The sequence below is a fragment of the Streptomyces sp. R28 genome, from assembly GCF_041052385.1.
Lineage (GTDB): Bacteria > Actinomycetota > Actinomycetes > Streptomycetales > Streptomycetaceae > Streptomyces.
This window is the reverse complement of the sequence record NZ_CP163439.1, coordinates 8,895,577-8,917,677: the sequence shown is the minus strand read 5'-3', so window position 1 is coordinate 8,917,677 and position 22,101 is coordinate 8,895,577. Positions and strand designations below refer to the sequence as shown.

At 72.0% G+C, this 22,101-nt stretch carries 19 protein-coding genes; 10 read left to right on the top strand and 9 right to left on the bottom strand.

Annotated features, from left to right (window positions below; genetic code table 11):
- Positions 1-182: 182 nt before the first annotated feature.
- On the bottom strand, positions 183-1,865 hold the full coding sequence (locus AB5J49_RS39150; protein ID WP_369173633.1) for a hypothetical protein: 1,683 nt from the start codon (positions 1,863-1,865) through the stop codon (positions 183-185).
- Between the two features lie 227 nt (positions 1,866-2,092).
- A complete protein-coding gene (locus tag AB5J49_RS39145) occupies positions 2,093-2,353 on the bottom strand; it encodes a helix-turn-helix domain-containing protein (RefSeq protein WP_369173632.1) in 261 nt (86 codons plus the stop codon).
- 65 nt (positions 2,354-2,418) lie between these two features.
- On the opposite strand from AB5J49_RS39145, the gene map reads away from it, so the two are divergent.
- The 7 genes from map to AB5J49_RS39110 all read left to right on the top strand — a co-directional run bounded on the left by map (position 2,419) and on the right by AB5J49_RS39110 (position 10,877).
- Entirely contained in the window at positions 2,419-3,195 is a 777-nt protein-coding gene (map, locus tag AB5J49_RS39140) for a type I methionyl aminopeptidase (protein WP_369173631.1), read from the top strand.
- Positions 3,196-3,534: 339 nt separating this feature from the next.
- Entirely contained in the window at positions 3,535-3,645 is a 111-nt protein-coding gene (locus AB5J49_RS39135) for a keywimysin-related RiPP (RefSeq protein ID WP_023549519.1), read from the top strand.
- 25 nt (positions 3,646-3,670) lie between these two features.
- Positions 3,671-5,515: a lasso peptide isopeptide bond-forming cyclase gene (locus tag AB5J49_RS39130; RefSeq protein ID WP_369173630.1), complete on the top strand. Its 1,845-nt coding sequence runs from the start codon at positions 3,671-3,673 to the stop codon at positions 5,513-5,515.
- Between the two features lie 24 nt (positions 5,516-5,539).
- Positions 5,540-5,794 (top strand): lasso peptide biosynthesis PqqD family chaperone, encoded by a 255-nt coding sequence (locus AB5J49_RS39125; protein WP_369173629.1) that lies wholly within the window; start codon positions 5,540-5,542, stop codon positions 5,792-5,794.
- The gene (locus AB5J49_RS39120) at positions 5,791-6,216 is read left to right on the top strand and encodes a lasso peptide biosynthesis B2 protein (protein ID WP_369173628.1); all 426 of its coding nucleotides are present in this window, start codon (positions 5,791-5,793) and stop codon (positions 6,214-6,216) included. The genes AB5J49_RS39125 and AB5J49_RS39120 overlap by 4 nt, the downstream gene beginning before the upstream one ends.
- Positions 6,217-6,317: 101 nt before the next feature.
- Entirely contained in the window at positions 6,318-8,093 is a 1,776-nt protein-coding gene (locus tag AB5J49_RS39115; RefSeq protein ID WP_369175404.1) for an ABC transporter ATP-binding protein, read from the top strand.
- A gap of 228 nt (positions 8,094-8,321) precedes the next feature.
- A complete protein-coding gene (locus tag AB5J49_RS39110; protein WP_369173627.1) occupies positions 8,322-10,877 on the top strand; it encodes an ATP-dependent Clp protease ATP-binding subunit in 2,556 nt (851 codons plus the stop codon).
- A 13-nt stretch (positions 10,878-10,890) separates the two neighbouring features.
- On the opposite strand, the gene ggt is transcribed toward AB5J49_RS39110, so the two are convergent.
- A complete protein-coding gene (gene ggt, locus AB5J49_RS39105; RefSeq protein ID WP_369173626.1) occupies positions 10,891-12,690 on the bottom strand; it encodes a gamma-glutamyltransferase in 1,800 nt (599 codons plus the stop codon).
- A 133-nt stretch (positions 12,691-12,823) separates the two neighbouring features.
- Here ggt and AB5J49_RS39100 point away from each other — a divergent pair, with 133 nt between their 5' ends.
- Positions 12,824-13,582 (top strand): hypothetical protein, encoded by a 759-nt coding sequence (locus tag AB5J49_RS39100; RefSeq protein WP_369173625.1) that lies wholly within the window; start codon positions 12,824-12,826, stop codon positions 13,580-13,582.
- Between the two features lie 116 nt (positions 13,583-13,698).
- Positions 13,699-15,267 carry a CocE/NonD family hydrolase gene (locus AB5J49_RS39095; RefSeq protein WP_369173624.1) on the top strand — a complete coding sequence of 523 codons (1,569 nt, stop codon included), beginning with the start codon at positions 13,699-13,701 and terminating at the stop codon, positions 15,265-15,267.
- Positions 15,268-15,492: 225 nt separating this feature from the next.
- Here AB5J49_RS39095 and AB5J49_RS39090 read toward each other — a convergent pair whose 3' ends face one another.
- Both AB5J49_RS39090 and AB5J49_RS39085 read right to left on the bottom strand, forming a co-directional pair.
- Positions 15,493-16,236, bottom strand: a complete 744-nt coding sequence (locus AB5J49_RS39090; RefSeq protein ID WP_369173623.1) for an amino acid ABC transporter ATP-binding protein — start codon at positions 16,234-16,236, stop codon at positions 15,493-15,495.
- 137 nt (positions 16,237-16,373) lie between these two features.
- Entirely contained in the window at positions 16,374-16,781 is a 408-nt protein-coding gene (locus AB5J49_RS39085; protein WP_369173622.1) for a DUF6278 family protein, read from the bottom strand.
- Positions 16,782-17,024: 243 nt separating this feature from the next.
- Here AB5J49_RS39085 and AB5J49_RS39080 point away from each other — a divergent pair, with 243 nt between their 5' ends.
- Entirely contained in the window at positions 17,025-18,791 is a 1,767-nt protein-coding gene (locus tag AB5J49_RS39080) for an SGNH/GDSL hydrolase family protein (protein ID WP_369173621.1), read from the top strand.
- 13 nt (positions 18,792-18,804) lie between these two features.
- Here the strand turns inward: AB5J49_RS39080 and AB5J49_RS39075 are convergent, their stop codons facing one another.
- The 4 genes from AB5J49_RS39075 to AB5J49_RS39060 form a co-directional block, all read right to left on the bottom strand.
- A complete protein-coding gene (locus AB5J49_RS39075; protein WP_369173620.1) occupies positions 18,805-19,584 on the bottom strand; it encodes an exodeoxyribonuclease III in 780 nt (259 codons plus the stop codon).
- A 56-nt stretch (positions 19,585-19,640) separates the two neighbouring features.
- Entirely contained in the window at positions 19,641-20,276 is a 636-nt protein-coding gene (locus AB5J49_RS39070; protein WP_369173619.1) for an MBL fold metallo-hydrolase, read from the bottom strand.
- Positions 20,277-20,346: 70 nt separating this feature from the next.
- A complete protein-coding gene (gene pcaC / locus AB5J49_RS39065) occupies positions 20,347-21,651 on the bottom strand; it encodes a 4-carboxymuconolactone decarboxylase (protein ID WP_369173618.1) in 1,305 nt (434 codons plus the stop codon).
- 110 nt (positions 21,652-21,761) lie between these two features.
- Positions 21,762-21,938 carry a hypothetical protein gene (locus AB5J49_RS39060; RefSeq protein WP_369173617.1) on the bottom strand — a complete coding sequence of 59 codons (177 nt, stop codon included), beginning with the start codon at positions 21,936-21,938 and terminating at the stop codon, positions 21,762-21,764.
- Positions 21,939-22,101: the final 163 nt, after the last annotated feature.

The following is a 22,101-nucleotide window of genomic DNA, read 5'->3' as shown; positions in this document are numbered from 1 at the left end:
CTCCTTCGACGGGACGTCAGAGCCTCTACGCCCGTAGAGGGGGCCGTAGAGGCTTGAAAGTAAGCCCCTGGAACAGCCTTGCCAAGACCATCGTCGTTAACCCGCTGAGTCGATCACGTTTCACACTCCAGTGGGTGACGGATGGGGCCGGTGGGAGGGGCGTCAGCCCACGGCTGGGGGCGTCACGCCGTGTAGCCCGCGACCCGCAGGGCGTGGACGAGATCCCAGTACCGCTCGTCCGAGACACCCCGGGCGGCCTCCAGCAGCAGCGGTACGAGCGTCTTCGGGTCGGGCTCGGCGCTGCGGGCGGCCTCCTCCGGGGTGCGGACGCGGACGTACGCGCCGAGCAGCGCGCGGACCTCGCGGTGCCGCCCCTCGCCGACCAGTCCCACCACGGCCTGCCCGATCTCGTGCGCGGGCCGCGCCACGCCCTGCCGCAGGATCTGCTCCCCGTCGTCGGCACGCCCCGCCCCGGTCAGCGCGTCGGCGGCGGCGACGAGCCGCTCGGCCGGCAGCGAGGCCGCCTCCCACAGCAGGCTCGCCCAGTCGGCGCCGAGTCCGGCGCGCTGCATCTCGGCGGCGAGCAGAGGGAAGCGGACGGCCGGCCAGTACGCGGCCTCCACGAGCAGCACGTGCGCCTCACCGGTACGCCCCTCACCACGCAGCCGCACCAGCGTCTGAACGGTCCCGACGACCTCCCGCCGATCCGCCGGGTCCATCGGCTCGCGCTGCGGCTTCGGGGCCGGATGCGCGGGCGTCTCGGCGGCGGCCCCGGCGAACCGGGCCCCGCGCGGGGTACGGCCGGTGGAGACGGGCCGCGCGGGAAAGGCGGGTTCGGCGGTCGGCGGTACGGCGACGGGGGCCGCCTCCTCCTCGACCATTCCGGCGAACCGGGCGCCGCCTCGGCGCCGCTTGCGTTGTTTGGGGGTGAGGTCGGGGGCAGGGGCAGGGGTGGGGTCGGGGTCGGGGTCGGTGGCGAACGAGGGGGCCCGGGCGTGGCCTTCGGGCGTCGGGTCGACGGAGTGCCGCGCGTCCGGCCAGTCGGACGACCCGGCGACGCCTCCCGGAGCGTAACGGTCCGCGGGACGCCCCTGGACGGCGCCATGGTCTTCCACCGACTCGGCCCCGGGGCGTCGCCGCGCCGCGCGCCACTCGGCCGCTTCGGCATCCGGGGTGGCGGCTCGGCGCCCGTCGTACGGGTCGGTGGCCGACCCGGCAGGGGCTGCCCCCAGCCCTTCGGGCCGACCCGCCGCCCGGGCCGTCGACTGCGCGTCGCGCTGATGCGGCATACCCGGGAATCCGCCGCCGTGTGAGCCGGTCGCACTCGACTGCCCACGGCCCGCCCCGGGTCCGTCGCCCCCGCCCCCGTCGCCCCCGAACCCCTCGGCGACGCGGAACACGGACCCCTCCCCGCCCCGGTCCCGCCGTATCGCCTGACCCCGTTCACTCGTCGCCCGTCGGTCCAGGTCGGCCATCCGGGCCCGGAGTTCGGCGCACCGCGCGGTCGCGCGTTCATGGTCGTCGCGGGCCCAGGCGAGGTCGAGGCGGATGGCGTCGGCCGCTTCCTGGCTGGTGGCGGAGGCGAGCGATCGGCCCAGGTCCGCCTGCCGTTCGGCGGCATACCGCTGCTCGCGGAGCATGACGTCGAGCCGGTCGCCGAGGGCGTCGCGGCCGCCGGGACGGGAGTCGTACGCGGCGAGGGCGGCGGCGTGCAGGGCGCGGGCGCGTTCCGTCTCGGGGCCGGCGCCGCCGGGTCCGTACTGGGTCGCGAGGTCGTGCAGGAGTGCCTCCACCACGTCCCAGGGCGGCAATTCCCGTCCGTCGAGGCAGGCCTGCATGCCCTCCGGGTCGCGCTGCCAGAACACCCCGCACCACCGCCGCCCTGGTCAAGGCGCGCCAGAAGATTGTCCAGGTAGTTCACGAACTCCCGCACCCGGGCCGGGAGTTGTTCCACTGACATCGCCCAACTCCCGCCAGACCGGAGTACTCCGGTCCGTTAGGCAACACCAGCCATGTTACGAACGCGCTACGGGAAGTTTTCCGGATGGACGCAGAGTACGCCGCACCTGTCGGAACGTGACGCGCACGCCCGTCAGGCGGCGACCTCGACCACCGGCGTGCAGCGCCCCGCCAGTTCGTCCATCGACAGACCGAGGGCCTGCGCAAGCGCGGCCACGGTGAAGAAGGCCGGGGTCGGCGCCCGGCCGGTCTCGATCTTGCGCAGCGTCTCGGCGGAGATGCCGGCACTCGCCGCGACCTCCACCATGCTGCGGCCGCCGCGCGCCTCGCGAAGCAGCCGGCCCAGCCGCTCGCCGCGTTCACGCTCTTCGGGGGTGAGAGGGGTGCGCACCATGACCCCCATTCTAATACCGCCCCCACCCCGCGACCACCTATTCAAATACCGGTATAGTAATTGGCATGGTAGAGCTGAAGACGGACACGTCGATCGATGCGATGTACAAGGCGGGGCAGGTCGTGGGGCAGGCCCTCACGGCCGTACGCAAGGCCGCCGACGTGGGGGTTTCCCTACTGGAGCTGGACGAGGTGGCGCGTGAGGTGCTGCGCGCGGCGGGCGCGACCTCGCCCTTCCTCGGCTACCGGCCCTCCTTCGCCCCCGTCCCCTTCCCCGCCGTCATCTGCGCCTCGGTGAACGACGCGATCGTGCACGGCATCCCGACCGGTTACCGCCTGCGCGACGGCGACCTGGTCTCCATCGACTGCGGCGCCGAACTGGGCGGCTGGGCGGGCGACTCGGCGATCAGCTTCACGGTCGGCACACCGCGCCCGGCCGACGCAACGCTCGTCGAAACGGCGGAACGGGCGCTGGCGGCGGGCATCGAGACGGCCGTGGTCGGCAACCGGCTCGGCGACATCGCGCATGCGATCGGCTCGGTGTGCCGGGCCGCCGGGTACGGCATCCCGGACGGTTTCGGCGGACACGGCATCGGCCGCAAGATGCACGAGGATCCGTCGGTGCCGAACGAGGGCCGCCCGGGCCGGGGCATGCCGCTGCGGCATGGCCTGGTCCTCGCCATCGAGCCGATGCTCATCGCGGGCGGTGAGGACGACTTCCACGCGGCCCCGGACGGCTGGACCCTGCGCACGAACGACGGCTCCCGGGCGGCGCACGTGGAGCACACAGTGGCGATCACTGACGCGGGACCGCGCATTCTCACCGCCCGGGAAGCCGTCTGACCACACCGCCCGCCGGGCCCTGCGCCCGCCGAACATGGTGCGCGGCGACGGCTGCGGAGTGCGCCCCGGCGGCTCCCCTCCCCGGTTTTCGTGCACGGCGCACGTGACCACGGCGAGCCACACCTGGGAACGTTTCTTCGCACATGCACACGCCGATCCGTCGACGGGCGCACCGCCTCACGCCGGGCACATGCGCCGATTCCAGGCCGGAGTCATCCGCCTTTTCATACCGTCACACTTTCGTGCCCCGCCTTGCCTCACCCTCGCGTTCCGCAGCTAGCTGGTGCTGCGTCCGGTCCCCGCCCGGGGACTGGGACACCACCGCAGTGAGGAGAAGTCATGAAGAAGGCATACGAAGCGCCGACGCTCGTCAGGCTCGGAACGTTCCGCAAGGAGACGGGGCTCCTTCAGCGCTCCGGCAACGACCGGCTGATCTTCAGCAAGAACTGACGGGCGACGGCACTGACCCGACGTCATGACTGAACTGCACGAAAGTGCGGGGACGGGCCCCGGCGACGCGCACTTCGCGGTCTTTCCGGACCGTGCGGACGCGGCCGCCGTGGCCCGCTCCTTCGCCCGCCCCGGTAGCCGGACCCTCGCACATGCGTCGGGCCGGCCCTGGCTGGTCGGCCACTGGCACGACGACGAGATCGTCACCGCGAGCGCCGGGAACGCCACCCTCGCCGTCATCGGCTGCTGCCCCGTCGAGGCGGTGCAACTGCGGCGTACGGCCGCACGGCTGAGGGATCTGACGGAGCTCGACGCGCCGGCCCGCACCCTCCCCGGCAGCTTCCACCTCATCGCCGCCCTCGACGGACAGGTCCGGGTCCAGGGCACCGCCTCCGGCCTGCGGCTGGTCTTCCACACGGAGATCGACGGCGTCCGGGTGGCCGCCACCCGCGCCGACACGCTCGCCGCCGTCCTCGGCCTCGACCCCGATCCGCAGGAGCTGGCCGTCCGGCTGCTGTGGCCGGCCCCCTTCCCCCTGTTCGAGACCTCCCTGTGGCGCCCGGTCACCGCTGTGCCGCCGCAGGACGCCGTGATCGTCGCCGCGGACGGGCGCACCGTACGGCACACCCGGTGGTGGACGCCGCCCGAGCCGGTGCGGCCACTCGCCGAGGCGGCTCCCCTGATCCGGACGGCGCTGGAGGAGGCCGTGGGCGCGCGGACCCGGCAGGGCGGTGTGGTGAGCTGCGATCTGTCCGGCGGCCTGGACTCGACCTCCATCTGCTTCCTGGCCGACCGTTCCCCCGCCCACGTGGTGGCCAGTACCTGGCCGGGCCGCGATCCGGCGGACACCGACCTGCACTGGGCTCAGCGGGCCATGGTGCACCTCCCGGACGTCGAGCACGTGGTGTGGGACGCCGACGCCTCGCCGCTGGTCTACGAGGATCTGCTCGGCATCGACGACCTCCTGGACGAGCCCACCATCGGCGTCATGGACCGCTCCCGGGTCCTGCACCACCTGCCGGGCCTCGCCGCACGCGGCAGCCGGGTGCACCTGACCGGCATCGGCGGCGACCACGTGGCATGGTGCTCCGACGCCTACTACCACCGGCTGCTGCGCACCCGTCCGCTGTTCGCCCTGCGCCAGTTGCGCGGGTACCGGGCCCTGTGGCAGTGGCCGCTCGGCGGCACCGTCCGCGCCCTCGCCGACTCCCGGCCGTACGCGAAGTGGCTCGCCGACGGAGCCGGCCGGCTGCGTGGCCCGTTGCCCTCGTCCGTCACGACGAGTCTCGGCTGGGGCATGGCCCCGCGCCTGTTCGACTGGGTGACCCCCGAGGCCGAGCGGATGGCCCGCCGGGCACTGCTCGACGCGGCGGCCACGGCCTCGCCGCTGCATCCGGACCGTGGACTGCACGCCGACCTGGAGCAGATCCGCTCGTGCACCCGCGTCATCCGGCAGTGGGATGGGATGGCGGCGCGCGCGGGCCTGCCGATGGCCTCCCCCTTCTTGGACGACCGCGTCATCGAGGCGTTTCTCGCCGTCCGTCCGAGCGAGCGCGTCACTCCCTGGCAGTACAAGCCCGTCCTGAGCGCCGCGATGCGCGGAATCGTGCCCGAGGACTGCCTGCGGCGGGCCAACAAGGCGACGGCCGCCATGGACGCCGCCAACGGACTGCGCCAGCACCGCGGCGACCTGCTGGCCCTGTGGGAGAGCTCACGGCTGGAGGCGCTGGGCCTGGTGGACGGCGTCGAGCTGCCCCGCCTCGCCCAGCGCCCCGCCTCACGGGGCCTCTCCGACGCCATCCTCTACTCCACCATCGCCGCCGAGGTATGGCTGCGGGGGCTGTCCCACAGCCGTGCCCGCACTCCCTGAGAACCCCGTCAGAAAGGCGAGCGCATGCCCTTGCGGTTCGACCCACACATCTCCACGGCCGAGACCGACTACGGCACCGTACTGCTGGACGAACGAGCCGGTACCTACTGGGAGTTGAACCCGACCGCCACCCTTGTGGTCCGTGCCCTGCTCGACGGCGGCGAGGAGGCGGACGCGACGGCCGCCCTGGTCCGCGAGTTCGACATCGAACGGGCCCAGGCCCAGCGGGACGTCGAGTCGCTCGTCGGTCAACTGCGCGAGGCGGGACTGGCCTCATGACGACACCCAGCGCACTGGAACGCCCCACCGGTGTGCCCCTCGGCCACCGCCTGGCCGCCCTCCTCGTCCTGCTCCCCGCCGTCGCCCTCGCCCTCCTGCCACCCCGCCGTATCCGCACCGTGCTGGGCGTGGTGCGGCGCGGTGCCGCACCCGCCACCACCGCGCAGGCCCAGGACGCCCGCGACGCCATGTGCGCCGCCAGCCTGCGCTGCGCCGGCCCGAAGGGGTGCCTGCCGCGCTCCCTGGGGGCCGCGCTGCTGTGCCGGCTGAGGGGGACGTGGCCTACCTGGTGCACCGGAGTCCGCGTCGTCCCGCCGTTCACCGCGCACGCCTGGATCGAAGCGGATGGCCGCCCCGTGGGCGAGGGCGTACCCGACGGCTATTTCGCCCGGCTGGTGGCCGTCGAGCCGGCAGACCTGTGAGCGGCGGGGCGGCTGCGGAAGCCGGGCCGGCGGCGGGCAGCACGGTCGCGGACCACAGGCCCCACGAGCCCGCCGACGAGGACCGGTCGACCCGCGCGGCCGTGGCCACGCTGTACGGGCTCACCGTCGGGCACCGGACCGCCGCCGCCGTGGCCACCGCACTGACCCTGGCCGGCTCCGCGCTGGGGCTGGCCCAGCCGCTGGTGGCCCGGCACGCCGTGGACGCGAGCGGCCGCGGCCAGATCGTCTGGCCGCTGCTGGCACTCCTCGGCGCACTGTTCCTCGTGGAAGCGGCGATCGGGTCGGCGGGGCGCTTCCTGCTGGAGCGCATGGGCGAGGGCGTCGTACGGCAGCTCCGACTCGACCTGGTGGGGCGGCTGCTCCGGCTGGAGATGCGGGAGTACGACCGCCACCGCAACGGCGACCTCATCTCCCGGGTCACCGCCGACACCACCCTGCTGCGCGAGGTCGTCTCGCAGGCCTTGGTCGACCTGGTGACCGGAAGCCTCGTCGCCGCCGGAGCGGTGATCCTGATGGCGTGGCTCGACCCGATGCTGTTGCTTCTGGTCGCGCTCACCGTGGCCGCCGCCGCGGCCGTGGTCACCTCGCTGCTCCAGGGCCTGCGGAAAGCGTCCGAGCGTATGCAGGACTCGGTCGGTGCCGTCGCCGCGGACCTGGAACGGGCGCTGGGCGCCCTGCCCATGGTCCGGGTTCACCGCGCCGAGGACCGCGAGGCCGCCCGCATCGGGCGCCGGGTCGAGGAGGCCTACGGCGCGGGGGTCCGGACCGCGAAGCTCGCCTCCGTCATGAGTCCCGCCGTCGAACTCGCCGTCCAGGGGTCCTTCCTCATCGTGCTCGTCGTCGGTGGCCTGCGGGTCAGCGGTCACGCCGGGTCCCTCGGGGACCTCGTCGCGTTCCTGCTGTACGCCTCGTACCTCGTCCTGCCGCTGTCCTGCGTTTTCCACGCGGTGGGGCTGATCCAGCGCGGCATGGGCGCATACCGGCGCGTCGACCAGGCGCTGCGCCTTCCCGTGGAACACACGGGGCCGTCGGTCGAGCCGGCCCGCCCCCGGCCCCGGCCCGTCCCGTCCGTCCCGGCCGACCGCCCCGCGCTCGCGCTGCACGACGTCCGGTTCGGCTACGCCCCGGGCCGGCCGGTGCTGTCCGGCGTCTCCTTCGCCGTCCCCCACCACCGGCACGTGGCCCTGGTGGGCCCTTCGGGGGCCGGCAAGAGCACCGTCTTCGCGCTGGTGGCGGGGTTCTACGAACCGGACGCGGGAGCCGTGCTGTTCGACGGGCGACCCGCCGCCGAACTCGGCCGTGACGCCTGCCGCCGGCGCATCGCCGTGGTGGACCAGAACACCCACGTCGTACACGGCACCCTGCGGGAGAACATCACCTACGCCGTGCCCGACGCCCCGGCGGCGGAGGTCCGGCGAGTCCTCGAGCTGGCCCGGCTGGAGGAGCTCGTCGACCGGCTGCCCGGCGGTCTGGACGCCGTCATCGGCGAACGCGGCGGCACCCTCTCGGGCGGCGAACGCCAACGCGTCGCCCTGGCCCGGGCCCTGCTCGCCCGCCCCGCGCTGCTCCTGCTGGACGAGCCCACCTCCCACCTGGACGCGATCAACGAAGCGGCGCTGACCACGGTGATGAAAGAGGTCGCCCAGGAATGCGCGCTGCTGGTCATCGCCCACCGCCTGTCCACCGTGCAGCACGCCGACCACATCGTCGTGCTGCACGAGGGCCGCAGCGCCGCCTGCGGACGCCACGAGGACCTGCTGACCCGCGACCCCCTCTACCGCGACCTGGCCACCAGCCAGATGCTGCGCCCCGGCGGGCCGTCGGTGGACCACGACGGCCGTCGGGCGAACGGCTGAGAGACCGCGCCGCAGCACCCCCCGCCACACGCACCCGACCGCCGCGCGCGGTGCGAAGCGGCTGAAGCCCGGGTGTTCCCGCACATGCCCCTCAGCTGTTCCTGCACATGCCCCCTGAGCCAGAACGTGCCATCGTGGCATGAGCGTGCCCGAACCCGGTTACCCGGCACCGGCACGTCGATCAGCGAGGGCGACCCTGCCCGCGCAGGGACGCCGGATGGGAACGCCATGACCAGCGGCTTCAATGGTGGTCCGGAAGACTACGACCCCTTCGGAGAATTCCTCGCCCGCTTCTTCGGCGGACCGCGCCCCGGCCCCCGGCAGATCGACATCGGCCGCCTGCTCAGTCAGCCGGCCCGGGAGCTGGTGCGGGGCGCCGCGCAGTACGCCGCCGAGCACGGCAGCCGCGACCTGGACACGCAGCATCTGCTGCGCGCCGCGCTGTCCGCCGAGCCGACCCGGAGTCTGCTCAGCCGGGCCGGCGCGGACCCGGATTCGCTGGCGACGGAGATCGACGAACGGTCGGGCCCCGTCCAGCACCCGCCGGGCGAGGCCCCGCCGCCGACGTCGCTCTCCCTCACGCCGGCCGCGAAACGCGCCCTGCTGGACGCGCACGACCTGGCCCGGGCGCGCGGCGCCGGTTACATCGGCCCGGAGCACGTGCTCAGCGCTCTCGCCGCGAACCCCGACTCCGCGGCGGGGCACATCCTGAACGCGGCCCGGTTCGCCCCCTCCGGCGGGCCGTCCGAGACCTCGGACGCCCCCGATTCCCGGCCCCGTATCGATCAGCGGCCGCGCGTCGACACCGGTACGCCCACCCTCGACAAGTACGGCCGCGACCTCACCGACCTCGCCCGCCGGGGCCGTATCGACCCGGTGATCGGCCGGGACGAGGAGATCGAGCAGACCATCGAGGTGCTCTCCCGGCGCGGCAAGAACAACCCGGTGCTGATCGGCGACGCGGGCGTCGGCAAGACCGCGATCGTGGAGGGCCTGGCCCAGCGGATCGCGGACGGCGACGTGCCCGACGTGCTCAGCGGCCGCCGGGTGATCGCGCTGGACCTGACGGGCGTGGTCGCGGGCACCCGCTACCGGGGCGACTTCGAGGAGCGGCTCAACAACATCGTGGGCGAGATCCGCTCGCACTCCGACCAACTGATCGTCTTCATCGACGAGTTGCACACGGTCGTGGGCGCCGGAGGTGGCGGCGAGGGCGGGTCCATGGACGCCGGGAACATCCTCAAGCCGGCCCTGGCCCGTGGCGAGCTGCACATCGTCGGCGCGACCACCCTGGAGGAGTACCGCAGGATCGAGAAGGACGCGGCCCTCTCCCGCCGCTTCCAGCCGATCCTCGTCCCCGAGCCGACCCCCGCCGACGCGATCGAGATCCTGCGCGGCCTGCGCGACCGCTACGAGGCCCACCACCAGGTCCGCTACACCGACGAGGCGCTCGTCGCCGCCGTCGAACTGTCGGACCGCTACCTCACCGACCGCCGCCTGCCGGACAAGGCGATCGACCTGATCGACCAAGCCGGCGCCCGGGTACGGCTGCGTGCGCGGACCAAGGGCACGGACGTACGGACCATGGAGCGCGAGGTCGAGCAGCTGTACCGGGACAAGGACCAGGCGGTCGCCGACGAGCAGTACGAACAGGCGACGCAACTGCGCGACCGTATCGTCGAGTTGAAGCAACGCATGGCGGAGGCGTCCGTCGACGAGGAGGTCGACGAGGGCCAGCACCTGGAGGTCACCACCGAGGCGATCGCGGAGGTCGTGTCCCGGCAGACCGGCATCCCGGTGAGCAGCCTCACCGAGGAGGAGAAGGACCGGCTGCTCGGCCTGGAGGAGCATCTGCACGAGCGGGTCGTCGGCCAGGACGAGGCGGTGCGCGTCGTCTCCGACGCGGTACTGCGCTCGCGGGCCGGACTGGCGAGCCCGGACCGGCCGATCGGCAGCTTCCTCTTCCTCGGCCCGACCGGCGTCGGCAAGACCGAGCTGGCCCGGGCGCTCGCCGAGGCGCTGTTCGGCAGCGAGGAGCGGATGGTCCGCCTGGACATGAGCGAGTACCAGGAGCGGCACACCGTCAGCCGTCTGATCGGCGCCCCGCCCGGATACGTGGGCCACGAGGAGGCCGGCCAGCTCACCGAGGTCGTGCGCCGGCACCCGTACTCGCTGCTCCTGCTCGACGAGGTGGAGAAGGCGCACCCCGACGTCTTCAACATCCTCCTGCAGGTGCTGGACGACGGTCGGCTGACCGACGCCCAGGGCCGGACCGTCGACTTCACCAACACGGTCATCGTGATGACCAGCAACCTCGGCTCCGAGGCGATCAGCCGGGGCGGCACCGGGATCGGGTTCGGCGCGGGTGACGCCGAGACCGACGAGGAGTCGCGGCGCGAGCGGATCCTGCGGCCGCTGCGCGAGCACTTCCGGCCCGAGTTCCTCAACCGCATCGACGAGATCGTCGTCTTCCGGCAGCTGACCCCCGACCAGCTGGAGCGGATCACCAACCTGCTGCTGGACAAGACCCGCGGTCTGCTCCGCGCGCAGGGCGTCTCGGTCGACTTCACCGGCACGGCCGTCGACTGGCTCTCCGAGCGCGGCTACCAGCCCGAGTACGGTGCCCGCCCGCTGCGTCGCACCATCCAGAAGGAGGTCGACAACCAGCTCTCCCGGCTGCTCCTGGACGGCCGGATCGGCGAGGGCGGCCGGGTGACGGTGGACGTGGAGGACGGGCGGCTCGCCTTCCGCACGGAAGAGCTGCCGCCCGCCCCCGAGTTGTGACCGTGGTGCGGCGCTACGACGCCGGCCGCACCACCATCGCCGAGCCGCCGCCCCGCCGTACCGTCTCGGCGGCGGCCAGCCACTTGCCGTTCGGCAGCCGCTGCACGCCCGTGGCCGCGCCGATCTCGGGGTTCTGCCGGAAGCCGTGACCGATGGCCTCCAGCTGGGCCCTCAACGGACTGCCGTACAGGCCCGGTTCGAGCTCGGTGGTGGTCTGGTTGCGTTGGCTGGCGCGCGGCGCGGCGATCGCGTCGACCAGCGGCAGCCCGCGGTCGAGGAAGCCGGTCAGCGTCTGCAGCACGGTCGTGATGATGGTGGCGCCACCGGGCGAACCGAGCGCCACGACGGGCTTGTTGTGCTGGTCGAGCACGATGGTCGGCGACATCGAGGAGCGCGGTCGCTTGCCCGGGCCCGGCAGGTTCGGGTCGTGGACGTTCGGGCCGGCCGGGGTGAAGGAGAAGTCCGTCAGCTCGTTGTTGAGGATGAAGCCGCGGCCGGGCACCGTGATGCCGCTGCCGCCGGTCTGCTCGATGGTGAGCGTGTACGAGACGACGTTGCCCCACTTGTCGGCCACCGTGAGGTGGGTGGTGCTGTCGCCCTCGTACGTGGTCGGCGCCGCCGTGCCACTCGCGTCGCACGCCGCCGGGTTGCGCGGGTCACCGGGCGCGACCGGGCTGGTCAGCACCGCGTCGTCCTTGATCAGGCACTCCCGCGAGTCGGCGTACTTCTGCGACAGCAGCTCCTTCGTCGGTACGTCCTCGAAGGCCGGGTCGCCGACCCAGCGCCCGCGATCCGCGAAGGCGATACGGCTGGCCTCGATGTAGCGGTGCAGGTACTGGACCTCGCTCGCCTTGGACAGGTCCGTGTTCTCCAGGATGTTGAGGGCCTCGCCGACCGTCGTGCCGCCGGAGGAGGAGGGCGCCATGGAGTAGACGCCGAGGCCGCGGTACGAGGTCCTGGTGGGCGCCTGGGACTTGGTGCGGTAGGTGGCCAGGTCCTTGGCGGTCAGGTCGCCGGGGCGGGCGTTCCAGCCCGAACTCGGGTCCACGGGCGGGTGGTTGACCGTGTCGACGATGTCGTCGGCGAGGTCGCCCCCGTAGAGCGCGCCAACGCCCTTTCTCGCCAACTCCGCGTAGGTGCGGGCGAGATCGGGGTTCTTGAAGGTGGCGCCTACCACCGGAAGCGCCCCGTTCGGCAGGAACAGCTCGGCGGTGTCCGGGAAGTAACGGAACCGGGTCTCGTTCGCGGCGGTCTGCGCGCGGAAGGTGTCGTCGACGACGAAGCCGTCGCGGGCCAGCCGCTCGGCGGGCTTCAGTACGGTGCCGAGCCCCTCGCTCCCCCACTTGTCCAGCGCCTTCTGCCAGGTGGCGGGCGTGCCGGGAGTGCCGACGCTCAGTCCGCTGCTGACGGCCTCGGCGAACGGGATCGCCGTGCCGTTCTCCACGAACAGGTCGGAGTCGGCGCTCAGCGGCGCGGTCTCACGACCGTCGATGGTCTGCACCGTGCGGGACTTGGCGTCGTAGTAGACGAAGTAGCCGCCTCCCCCGATCCCGGCGGAGTAGGGCTCGGTCACGCCGAGCGCGGCGGCCGTGGCCACGGCGGCGTCGACGGCGTTGCCGCCCTTCTTCAGGACCTCGATGCCGGCCGCGGAGGCGTCCGCGTCGACGCTCGACACCGCGCCGCCGTAACCGACGGCCACGGGGGCCTTCGTGGCGGGGCTGCTCTGCGCGGCGGGTGGCGCCGCCGCTCCCACCGACACCACGGCGGTCGAGACCGCCAGGACCGACAGTTTCCGCGCGACACGGCGACGCATCCGCACCTCCAGTCAGGGGCTGTCGGCGCAGCCTATTCGATCGGCATGCCCCCGTCAGCCCGCCCTCGGCAGGCACTCTTCGACCGGCTGTCCTCGAACACGGGTTTGCGTTCGCCCGCTAGCATGCGCGCCCATGAATGACGACGTGCGCAACATCGTGCTGGGCGTGGTCGCGGCGGCCATCAGTGCCGCGCTGGGCTGGCTCGCCCGTACGTACCTGTGGAAGCGGAAGCTCCGCCGCAAGCAGGCCTTCTTCGGGCTGCCCGACAACGCCGAGTCCTTGCTGGTGGTCAACCGCGGCGCCGGCGGACCCGAGCTGACGGTGATGCGCTACGACGTGTTCGCGCTCCTCGAACTCGCCGCCCTCATCAAGGACTGCAACGCCCACGCCCAGATCGTCCCGCACGACGCGGCACGCCAGGGCTTCGGCGAGCGCACCGAGTTCTGCGTCGGCGGCCCGGCGTCGAACCGCCGCATGATGGCGCACCTGGCCTCCCTGCTGCCCGGGGTGCGGGTGAACGTCGACGCCGAACCCGGCCCGGACCGGGGCGCCTTGCAGGTCGGTTCCGAGCGCTACCGGGTGGAGGTGGGCAAGGAGGAGTACGCGCTCCTCGCCCGGCTCACCGTCGACCAGAGCCACGGCACCCGCCCCGTCTTCCTCTTCTGCGGCCAGACCGCGATCACCAACCAGGCCGCCACCCGCTACCTCGCCCGCAATCAGGAGCGACTGTCCCGCAAGCACGGCAACAGCTCCTTCGTCCTGTTGCTGAAGGTGGTCAACTCTCAGGCGTACGGGCCGGATGTCGTGGAGCTGGTCGCGGACGTCACACGGGCGGCGCAGGCGCCCCTGCCGACACCAGCGGCTCCGCGCAATACCCACCGATCATCCTGAGGTTCATCACATTCCGGTAATCGTTACTGCCACGTAACTTACCGACGGGTTACTTGCGGTAAGCGGCCCCGGTTACCGTTCGGTCACTTTGCACTGACACGAGTGAGGAGTGACCCGTGGGACACCATCGCAAGGCCCTGCGCACGACCGCCGTGGGCGCCGTCTCCGCGACTCTGATCGCCGGTAGCGCCCTCGGGCTCGCCCCGGCCGCCCAAGCGGCCACGAACAGCGTCCGCTTCGTCGACATCAGCGGCGACGGGGGCACCACCCTCAAGGCGAACGTCATCACGCCGGCCGGCGCCGACGGCAGCCGCCGCTACCCGCTGCTCGTCCTGCCCACGAGCTGGGGCCTGCCCCAGGTCGAGTACTTCGCGCAGGCACAGAAGCTCGCGAACTCGGGCTACGTCGTGGTGAGTTACAACGTGCGCGGCTTCTGGCAGTCGGGCGGCGAGATAGAAGTGGCGGGCCCACCCGACATAGCCGACGCGTCCAGGGTCATCGACTGGGCGCTCGCCAACACCCCGGCCGACGCGGGGCACATCGGCATGGCGGGCGTCTCGTACGGCGCCGGCATCAGCCTGCTGACCGCCGCGCACGACAAGCGGGTCAAGGCGGTCGCCGCCCTCAGCGGCTGGGCCGACCTCATCGGCTCGATCTACTCCGGCCGCACCCAGCACGTCCAGGCCGGTGCGCTACTGGACGGCGCGAGCCTGGTCACCGGCCGCCAGAGCGTCGAACTCCGGCAGATCTTCGACGACTTCTACGCCTCCAACCTGTCCCATGAACAGGACATGATCGATTGGGGGAAGAAACGTTCGGCCGCTACATACGTGGATCAGCTGAACAAGAACGGCGCCGCGGTCATGATGGCCAACGGCTGGGGCGACACGGTCTTCCCGCCCAACCAGTACGCGGACTTCTACGAGAAGCTGACCGGCCCCAAGCGGCTGGAGTTCCGTCCCGGCGACCACGCCACCGCCGAGCTGACCGGCCTGTTCGGCCTGCCCAACGACGTATGGACGGACACCGAGCGCTGGTTCGACCACTATCTCAAGGGCGAGGACAACGGCATCAACCGCGAGCTGCCGGTCCAGCTCAAGTCCCGTTCCGCGGGCGGCTACGAGGGCTACCCGGACTGGAAGACGGTCGGCGCGACGAACAAGAAGATCGCCCTCGCCGGCACGACCACCATCCACACGAACGTCAACTCGGGAGCGGACGGCGGGATCGTCTTCCTGTCCAGCATCCTCGACCAGGTGGCCCAACTTCCCCCGGTGGCCTCGATCCCGCTGATCCCCCGGCTCTGGGCGGGCGTCTGGCAGTCCGAGAAGTACGCCACGCCCCAACGCGTACGCGGCACGGCGAAGTTGCACACGACTCTCACACCGACCAAGGAGAGCGGCACCCTCGTCGCCTACCTCTACGACGTGGGCCCGCTCGGCCTCGGCAAGCTGGTCAGCAACGCGCCGTACACCTTCCACGGGCGTACGCCCGGAAAGCCGTTCGCCGTCGACCTGGAGTTGTACTCCACGGCCTACGACGTCCCGGCAGGGCACCGTCTCGCCCTGGTCGTCGACACGGTCGACCCGCTCTACATCGAGCACAACCCGTCCGGCGCGCGGCTGACCTTCTCCTCACCGGCGAACGACCCGTCGTACGTGTCGATCCCACTGCGTGAGCAGTGATCTCCGGCCGGCGCCGGGCGGGTATGGCTCTGTGACTGCTGCCCCCTGCTGCCCCTGGTCTAGGGGCCGTGGGGGGATCCCCACCCGGCAGCAGCGTCCCTGGTCGCGGCCGGGGCCACCTCCACGGCCTTGGGGACGGACGAAACATCGTAGTCGACGTCGGACGCGGCGAGGATTCGGGCGTGGAAAAACGCCGTTCGTCTCGGCATGGGTGGTACTCCCCGCTCAGTGATGGAGGATCTTCGAGAGGAAGTCCCGGGCGCGCTCGCTGCTGGGGTTGGTGAAGAACTCGTCGGGGCTGCGGTCCTCGACGATGCGGCCGTCGGCCATGAACACGACGCGGTTGGCGGCCGAGCGGGCAAAGCCCATCTCATGGGTGACGACCATCATCGTCATGCCGTCGCGGGCGAGTTGGAGCATGACCTCGAGCACCTCGTTGATCATCTCGGGGTCGAGGGCGGAGGTGGGCTCGTCGAACAGCATCATCTTGGGTCCCATGGCGAGGGCCCGGGCGATGGCCACGCGCTGCTGCTGGCCGCCGGAGAGCTGCGCCGGGTACTTGTCCGCCTGGTCGGCCACGCCGACGCGTTCGAGGAGTTCACGGGAGCGCTTGTCGGCGTCCTCCTTCTTGCGCCCGCGGACCTTGACCTGGCCCAGCGAGACGTTCTGCAGGACCGTCTTGTGGGCGAAGAGGTTGAAGGACTGGAAGACCATGCCGACTTCGGCACGCAGCCGCGCGAGGGCCTTGCCCTCCTCGGGCAGCGACTGCCCGTCCAGCGTGATCGTGCCGGACTCGATGGTCTCCAGCCGGTTGATGGCCCGGCACAGCGTCGACTTCCCCGAGCCCGACGGGCCGATGACGACGACCACCTCTCCCTTGCCGACGGTGAGGTTGATGTCATGCAGCACATGCAGGTCCCCGAAGTGCTTGTTGACGTCACGCAGCTCGATCAACGGATCGACAGCCATGCCCAGCCCCAGTCCATGTCAGCTGTGTAGCGGTCATCGCAAACTATCCAGACGAAAGGTGACTTAATGCACGACACGCACTTTTCGGGCATAAGCCGTATTTACTCCAAACTTATGTCGAACTGTAGGCCGGGGTCTCACGCTTCCGCCATTTCCGCGTACAGCTGCGAAAGCTCGGGCACCCCGCTCGCCGCCCACTCCTGCCCCCACGCCACGACATCGAACTCACGGCCGGAGGCGAGCCGGACGACCGGCTGACCGTCCGGCCGGATCCTCCAGGCGGCTCCGGGCACGGTGCGCACGATGACGGTGCCGAGATACAGACCGGCGTCGTTGCCGAGCCAGGGCAGGACCTCCTCGTCGTCCCGCCAGCGCGGCACCAACTGGTCGACCGCCTCCAACGAGGCCGCGGTGTCGTCGAGTTGGACCCCCGCCCGGGACGCGTGGGAGCGCAGGAGTTCACACTCGGCAAGGAGTTCGGCGATGCCCTCGGGGTCGGGGGCCCCGCGCTTCTCGGGCCGGTTGCCCAGAAAAGGGATCTTCATACCCCCAGCGTGTCATTCGCACTGCCGAACGCACCACAGGCGCGCGGGCCGCCGATTCCGGTCGAGTTCACGCCGAGTTCAGGCATGGCTCGTTGACGAGTCACGGGTGCCTCTCTAGCTTCTCGGTGCGTCTTGCGTCGCGTCAGAATGTCTCGCCTGTACGTCCTACCTGAAGTGTCGCCCCGAGCTTGTCATGTGCAGTCATATGTAGTCCTGAGCGGTCGTGAACGGGAGGAGTCGGAGTTGCGCCGACATGTGTGGAGTTCCGCGGTCGTCCTCGCTCTCTTCGCGGTTCTGGTGCCGGGTGTCTCCGCGCAGGCGGCCACCGAGCGCAGAGGCGGGCCGCTCCCGCTGGAGCGGCTCTTCGGCAACACGGCGGTCAGCGACAACGCCCGGCCCGCCCAGGCGGACTTCGACGGGTCGGGCGCCTCGCTGTCGGCGCAGGACCTCGCGGCCGCGGGCTGGACACCCGGCCGCGCGCTCACCGTGCAGGGCGCCCGGCTGACCTGGCCGAACCGGCAGCCCGGCGAGCCGGACAACGTGCGGGCCGAAGGGCAGGACGTGCGGGTGCGCGGCCGAGGTGACGCGCTCGCCTTTCTGGTGGCGGGCACGGACGGCACCGACGTCGGCGGAACGGGGACGGTGGCGTACGCCGACGGCACCCGGTCCGGCTACAGCCTGACCGCCCCCGACTGGCGCACCGGCCCGCTCGCCACCAAGGCCGTGGCCCTGCCGCACATCAACACGCCCGGCGGCCAGATCGCCGAGCGGCCGCGGCTGTACGTCGTGACCGTACCGCTGATCATGGGGCGCGAGGTCGCCTCGGTACGGCTGCCGCTCGCGCGCGGGCTGCATGTGTTCGCGCTGGCGGTACGGGCCGCGGCCCCGGGCTGGACGGGGAGTTGGGCGGCCGCGACGGGCGGCTATCCGACCGTGGGGCCGTGGACCGACCGGACGTTGCGGCTGGTGGTGCACACCTCGGCGGGCGGGCCGCGGGTGCGGCTGCGGTTCGACAACACCTTCGCGGCGGCGCCGGTGCGGATCGGCAGCGCCACGGTGGCGGTGCAGGAGGCGGGCGCGGCGGCACGGGGGACGCCGGTTCCGGTGTCGTTCCGGGGCGCGGCGGGCGTCGAGATCCCGGCAGGGGCACAGGCGTACAGCGATCCGCTCAGTTTCCAGGTGCCCGCGGACACCAACCTGCTGGTGAGCTTCCACCTGCCCCGGACCGTGCCGGCCGCACCCGTGCACCGGCTCGCGCAGCAGCGGTCGTATGTGAGCGGGCCGGGCGACCATACGGCGGACGGCTCCGCGACGCCGTACGACACGGCCCTGACCAGCTGGCCGCTGCTGACGGGGGTCGACGTGGGCGGTGGACCGGGGTCCGTGGTGCTGCTGGGAGACTCGATCACCGACGGCGACAAGTCCACGATGGACGCCAACCGACGGTGGCCCAATGTGCTGGCCACACGGCTGCTGAACCAGCATGTGGTCCCGCGCTATGGGGTGCTCAACCAGGGGATTTCCGGCAACCGTGTGGTCAGCGACCGCTATCCCGGTGACGGGGTGTCCACGGACACGGCCGGGGTGAGCGCTCTGTACCGGTTCGACCGGGATGTCCTGGCCCAGACGTCGGCGCGTACGGTGGTGGTGTTCGAGGGCGTCAACGATGTGCGGTCGGGCACGACCGCGGAACAGGTGATCGCCGGGCTGCGCGCGATCGCGGACCGGGGGCACGCGCGGGGGCTGCGGATGCTGGCGGCGACGATCCTGCCGTGCGAGGGAGAGGTCCGGTGCACCGCGGCGGTCGACGCGGAGCGGGTCAGGGTGAACGAGTGGATCCGCTCCGGCCCCGCGTTCGACGGCGTACTCGACTTCGACGCCGTGGTGCGGGACCCGGCGCGGCCGTCCCGGATGCTGCCCGCGTACGACAGCGGGGACCATCTGCATCCGGGGGACGCGGGGCTCGCCGCGCTGGCCGAGTCGGTGGATCTGCGGGGGCTGGTGCGGTGACCCCGGACAGCGCCTACACGTCCAGGTCCACGACCACCGGCGCGTGGTCCGAGGCGCCCTTGCCCTTGCGCTCCTCGCGGTCCACGTAGGAGTCGGTGACCGCCTTGGCGAACGGCTCGTTGCCGTACACCAGGTCGATGCGCATGCCGCGGTTCTTGGGGAAGCAGAGCTGGCGGTAGTCCCAGTACGTGTACGGCTGGTCGTACTTCAGGGGGCGCGGGACGACGTCGGACAGGCCGGACTCGCGCAGGGAGGCGAGGGCGGCGCGCTCGGCGGGGGTGACGTGGGTGAGGCCCTCGAAAGCGGCCACGTCGTAGACGTCGTCGTCCGTCGGTGCCACGTTGTAGTCGCCCATCACCGCGAACGGGCGGCTGCCGCCCGCGTCACCGGCGACGGCCGCCTTGAGGGCCTCGAACCACTGGAGCTTGTAGGCGTAGTGCGGGTGATCCACCTCACGGCCGTTCGGCACGTACACCGACCAGACGCGGAGCGGGCCGCAGGTCGCGGAGATGGCGCGGGGCTCCTCGGCGCCGTCGTAGCCGGGGTCGCCGGGGAGTCCCTTGACGACCTCCTTGAGGCCTACGCGGGAGAGCACCGCCACGCCGTTCCACCGGCCGGTGGCGTTGACCGCCGCCTCGTAGCCGAGGTCGCGCAGCGGGTCGAACGGGAACTGCTCCTCGGCGACCTTGGCCTCCTGCAGGCACAGCACGTCGGTGCCGCTGCTCTCCAGCCAGGCCAGAAGCCTCGGCAGGCGGGCGGTGATCGAGTTCACGTTCCAGGTCGCGATGCGCATGCCTGACAACCTACCGGGCGGGACTGACAGCCCGGCCCCGCCCGGGGTGGGGCCGCTCACACCTGCGCCGAGTCCCCCGGCGTCAGACGCAGGTGCTCCGCGCCGCCAAGGCCGCCGATCTGACGGTCGTAGATCGGGCGGGCCAGGTCGGTGAGCAGGGCGTCGTGGATGTCGTAGGCGCGCTGCGGCTTGACCTCGCGGACGTAGTCGATGACCTCCGAGATCTTGCTCCAGGGCGCCATGACCGGGAGCATCAGCGTCTCGACGGGGTGGTCCGGCACGGTGAGGGCGTCACCGGGGTGGAACACCTTGCCGCCGTCGATGAGGTAGCCGACGTTCGTGATGCGCGGGATGTCCGGGTGGATGACGGCGTGCAGTTCGCCGTGGACCTGGACGTCGAAGCCGGCCGCGGTGAAGGTGTCGCCGTGTCCGACGGTGTGCACGCGGCCCGGGAAGGCCGACGAGATCTGCTCCGCCACGGACGCGAGCGTCCAGATCTCGGCGGCGGGGTTGGCCTCCATGGCCGCCCGCAGGTGCGCCTCGTCGAAGTGGTCGGGGTGCTCGTGCGTGACGAGGATCGCATCCGCGCCGACCGCGGCGTCCTCCTCGCTGAACCCTCCGGGGTCGAGAACGAGCGTGCGCCCGCCCTTCTCGAGGCGGACGCAGGCGTGCGACTTCTTCGTGAGCTTCATGGCACCATCCTGCCCCCGCCGCCCGGTCGAAGGGCGGCTCAGGGTGGTGCTTGCGGTACCTGGCAGGCGATCACTCCGTGGGAGTGGTCTCCTCCCTTATCACCTGCTGCGCCACCTTGAACGCGCTGTTCGCCGCAGGTACGCCGCAGTAGACGGCGGCCTGCAGCAGCACTTCCTTGATCTCGTTCGGGGTGAGGCCGTTGCGCAGGGCGGCGCGGGTGTGGAAGGCGAGTTCGTCCATGTGGCCGCCCGCGACCAGGGCGGTGAGGGTGACACAGCTGCGCGAGCGCCGGTCGAGGCCGGGTCTGTCCCAGATCTCGCCCCACGCGTACCGGGTGATGAACTCCTGGAAGTCCCCCGAGAACTCGTCCGCCTGCGCCAGCGCCTGGTCCACGTGCGCGTCACCGAGGACCTCGCGGCGGACCTTGATGCCGGCGTCGTACGGGTCGGGCCGCCCCGTCGTCTGCGGTTGTACGACGGCCGGGGCTATCTCGGCGATCGGTGCGGGCTGCGGGGGCTGCGGGGGCGCGGCCAGGACCGGCTTGACGGGGGCGGCCAGGATGGCGATCTGGCCGGTGGAGGAGTCGTAGGCGGGCTGCCAGGCGGTGGAGAAGTGCCGGACCAGCAGGTCGGTGACGGCGGCGGGCTGCTCCACCGGAACCAGGTGGGAGGCGCCGGGAACGACGGCGAGGCGGGCGTCCGGTATGCCGGCGACCAGGGTGCGGGCCTCGGCGGGGCCGGTGACCTGGTCGTCCGAGCCGACGAGGACGAGGGTGGGCACGGTGACGCCGGAGAGTTGTGACCGTACGTCGAAGGAGGCGAGTGCCTCACAGGCGGCGATGTAGCAGCCGGGGTCGGTGGTGCGCACCATCTGTACGGCCCACTCGGTGATCGCGGGCTGGGCGGCGGCGAAGCCGGAGGTGAACCAGCGGTCCGGCGAGGTACGGGCGATGGGGTCGAGGCCGTTCGTGCGCACGATCACCCCCCGCTGCCGGAACTCGTCGGCCGTGCCGAAGCGGGGCGAGGCGGCGATCAGGGCGAGCGAGGCGACGCGCTCCGGGTGGCGCAGGGCGAGTTCGATGCCGAGCGCACCGCCGAGCGCGCAGCCCGCGTAGCCGAAGCGGTGTACGCCGAGGCTGTCGAGGGTCGCGAGCAGCCGTCCGGCCAGGTCCGCGACGGAGCCCGCCGGGTACGCGGGCGCGCCGCCGTGACCCGGCATGTCGAACCGGAAGACGCGCCACTGCTGCGTCAGCTCGGGGACCTGCCGGTCCCACATGTGCCACGTCGTACCGAGCGAGGGGCCGAGGATGAGGACCGGGGCGTCTTCCGGGCCGTCGAAGCGGTACTGGAGGGCAGGGGTCTTCGTCTCACTCACCGCTCCACGCTAACCGCCTTTCCTGAACGCCGGACCCCTGGGCCCCACGTCCTCACACCTGGCTGCCGCACATCAGCGAGGAACTCTCACACGGCCTTCACTTCACGCCCCTACGACGCCTTCTGGGCCGTTCCGTACCGGACCCCGCCGATGACCGGCACCGTCAACAGGTACCGGCCGACCGCCTTGAGCGGGGCATGAAGCCGGGAGCGCAGGTGCGGCCGCAAGTGCGCAGGCGCGTGGATCAGGGCGAGGGTGGCGGCGGCGCCGAGCACCGTGCGGGCCACCTGGACGCGGGTCCACGGTGCGGTCCTCGATCCGGCCGTCGCCCTCCCGGACGAACAGCCGGGTGGCGACGCGGTGCGCGGAGCGGATGACGGCGCCGCGGGCGGCGGGCCGTACGGGTAAGGGTTCTATGGATATGGGTTCTGGGGGTACGGGGTCTGTGGG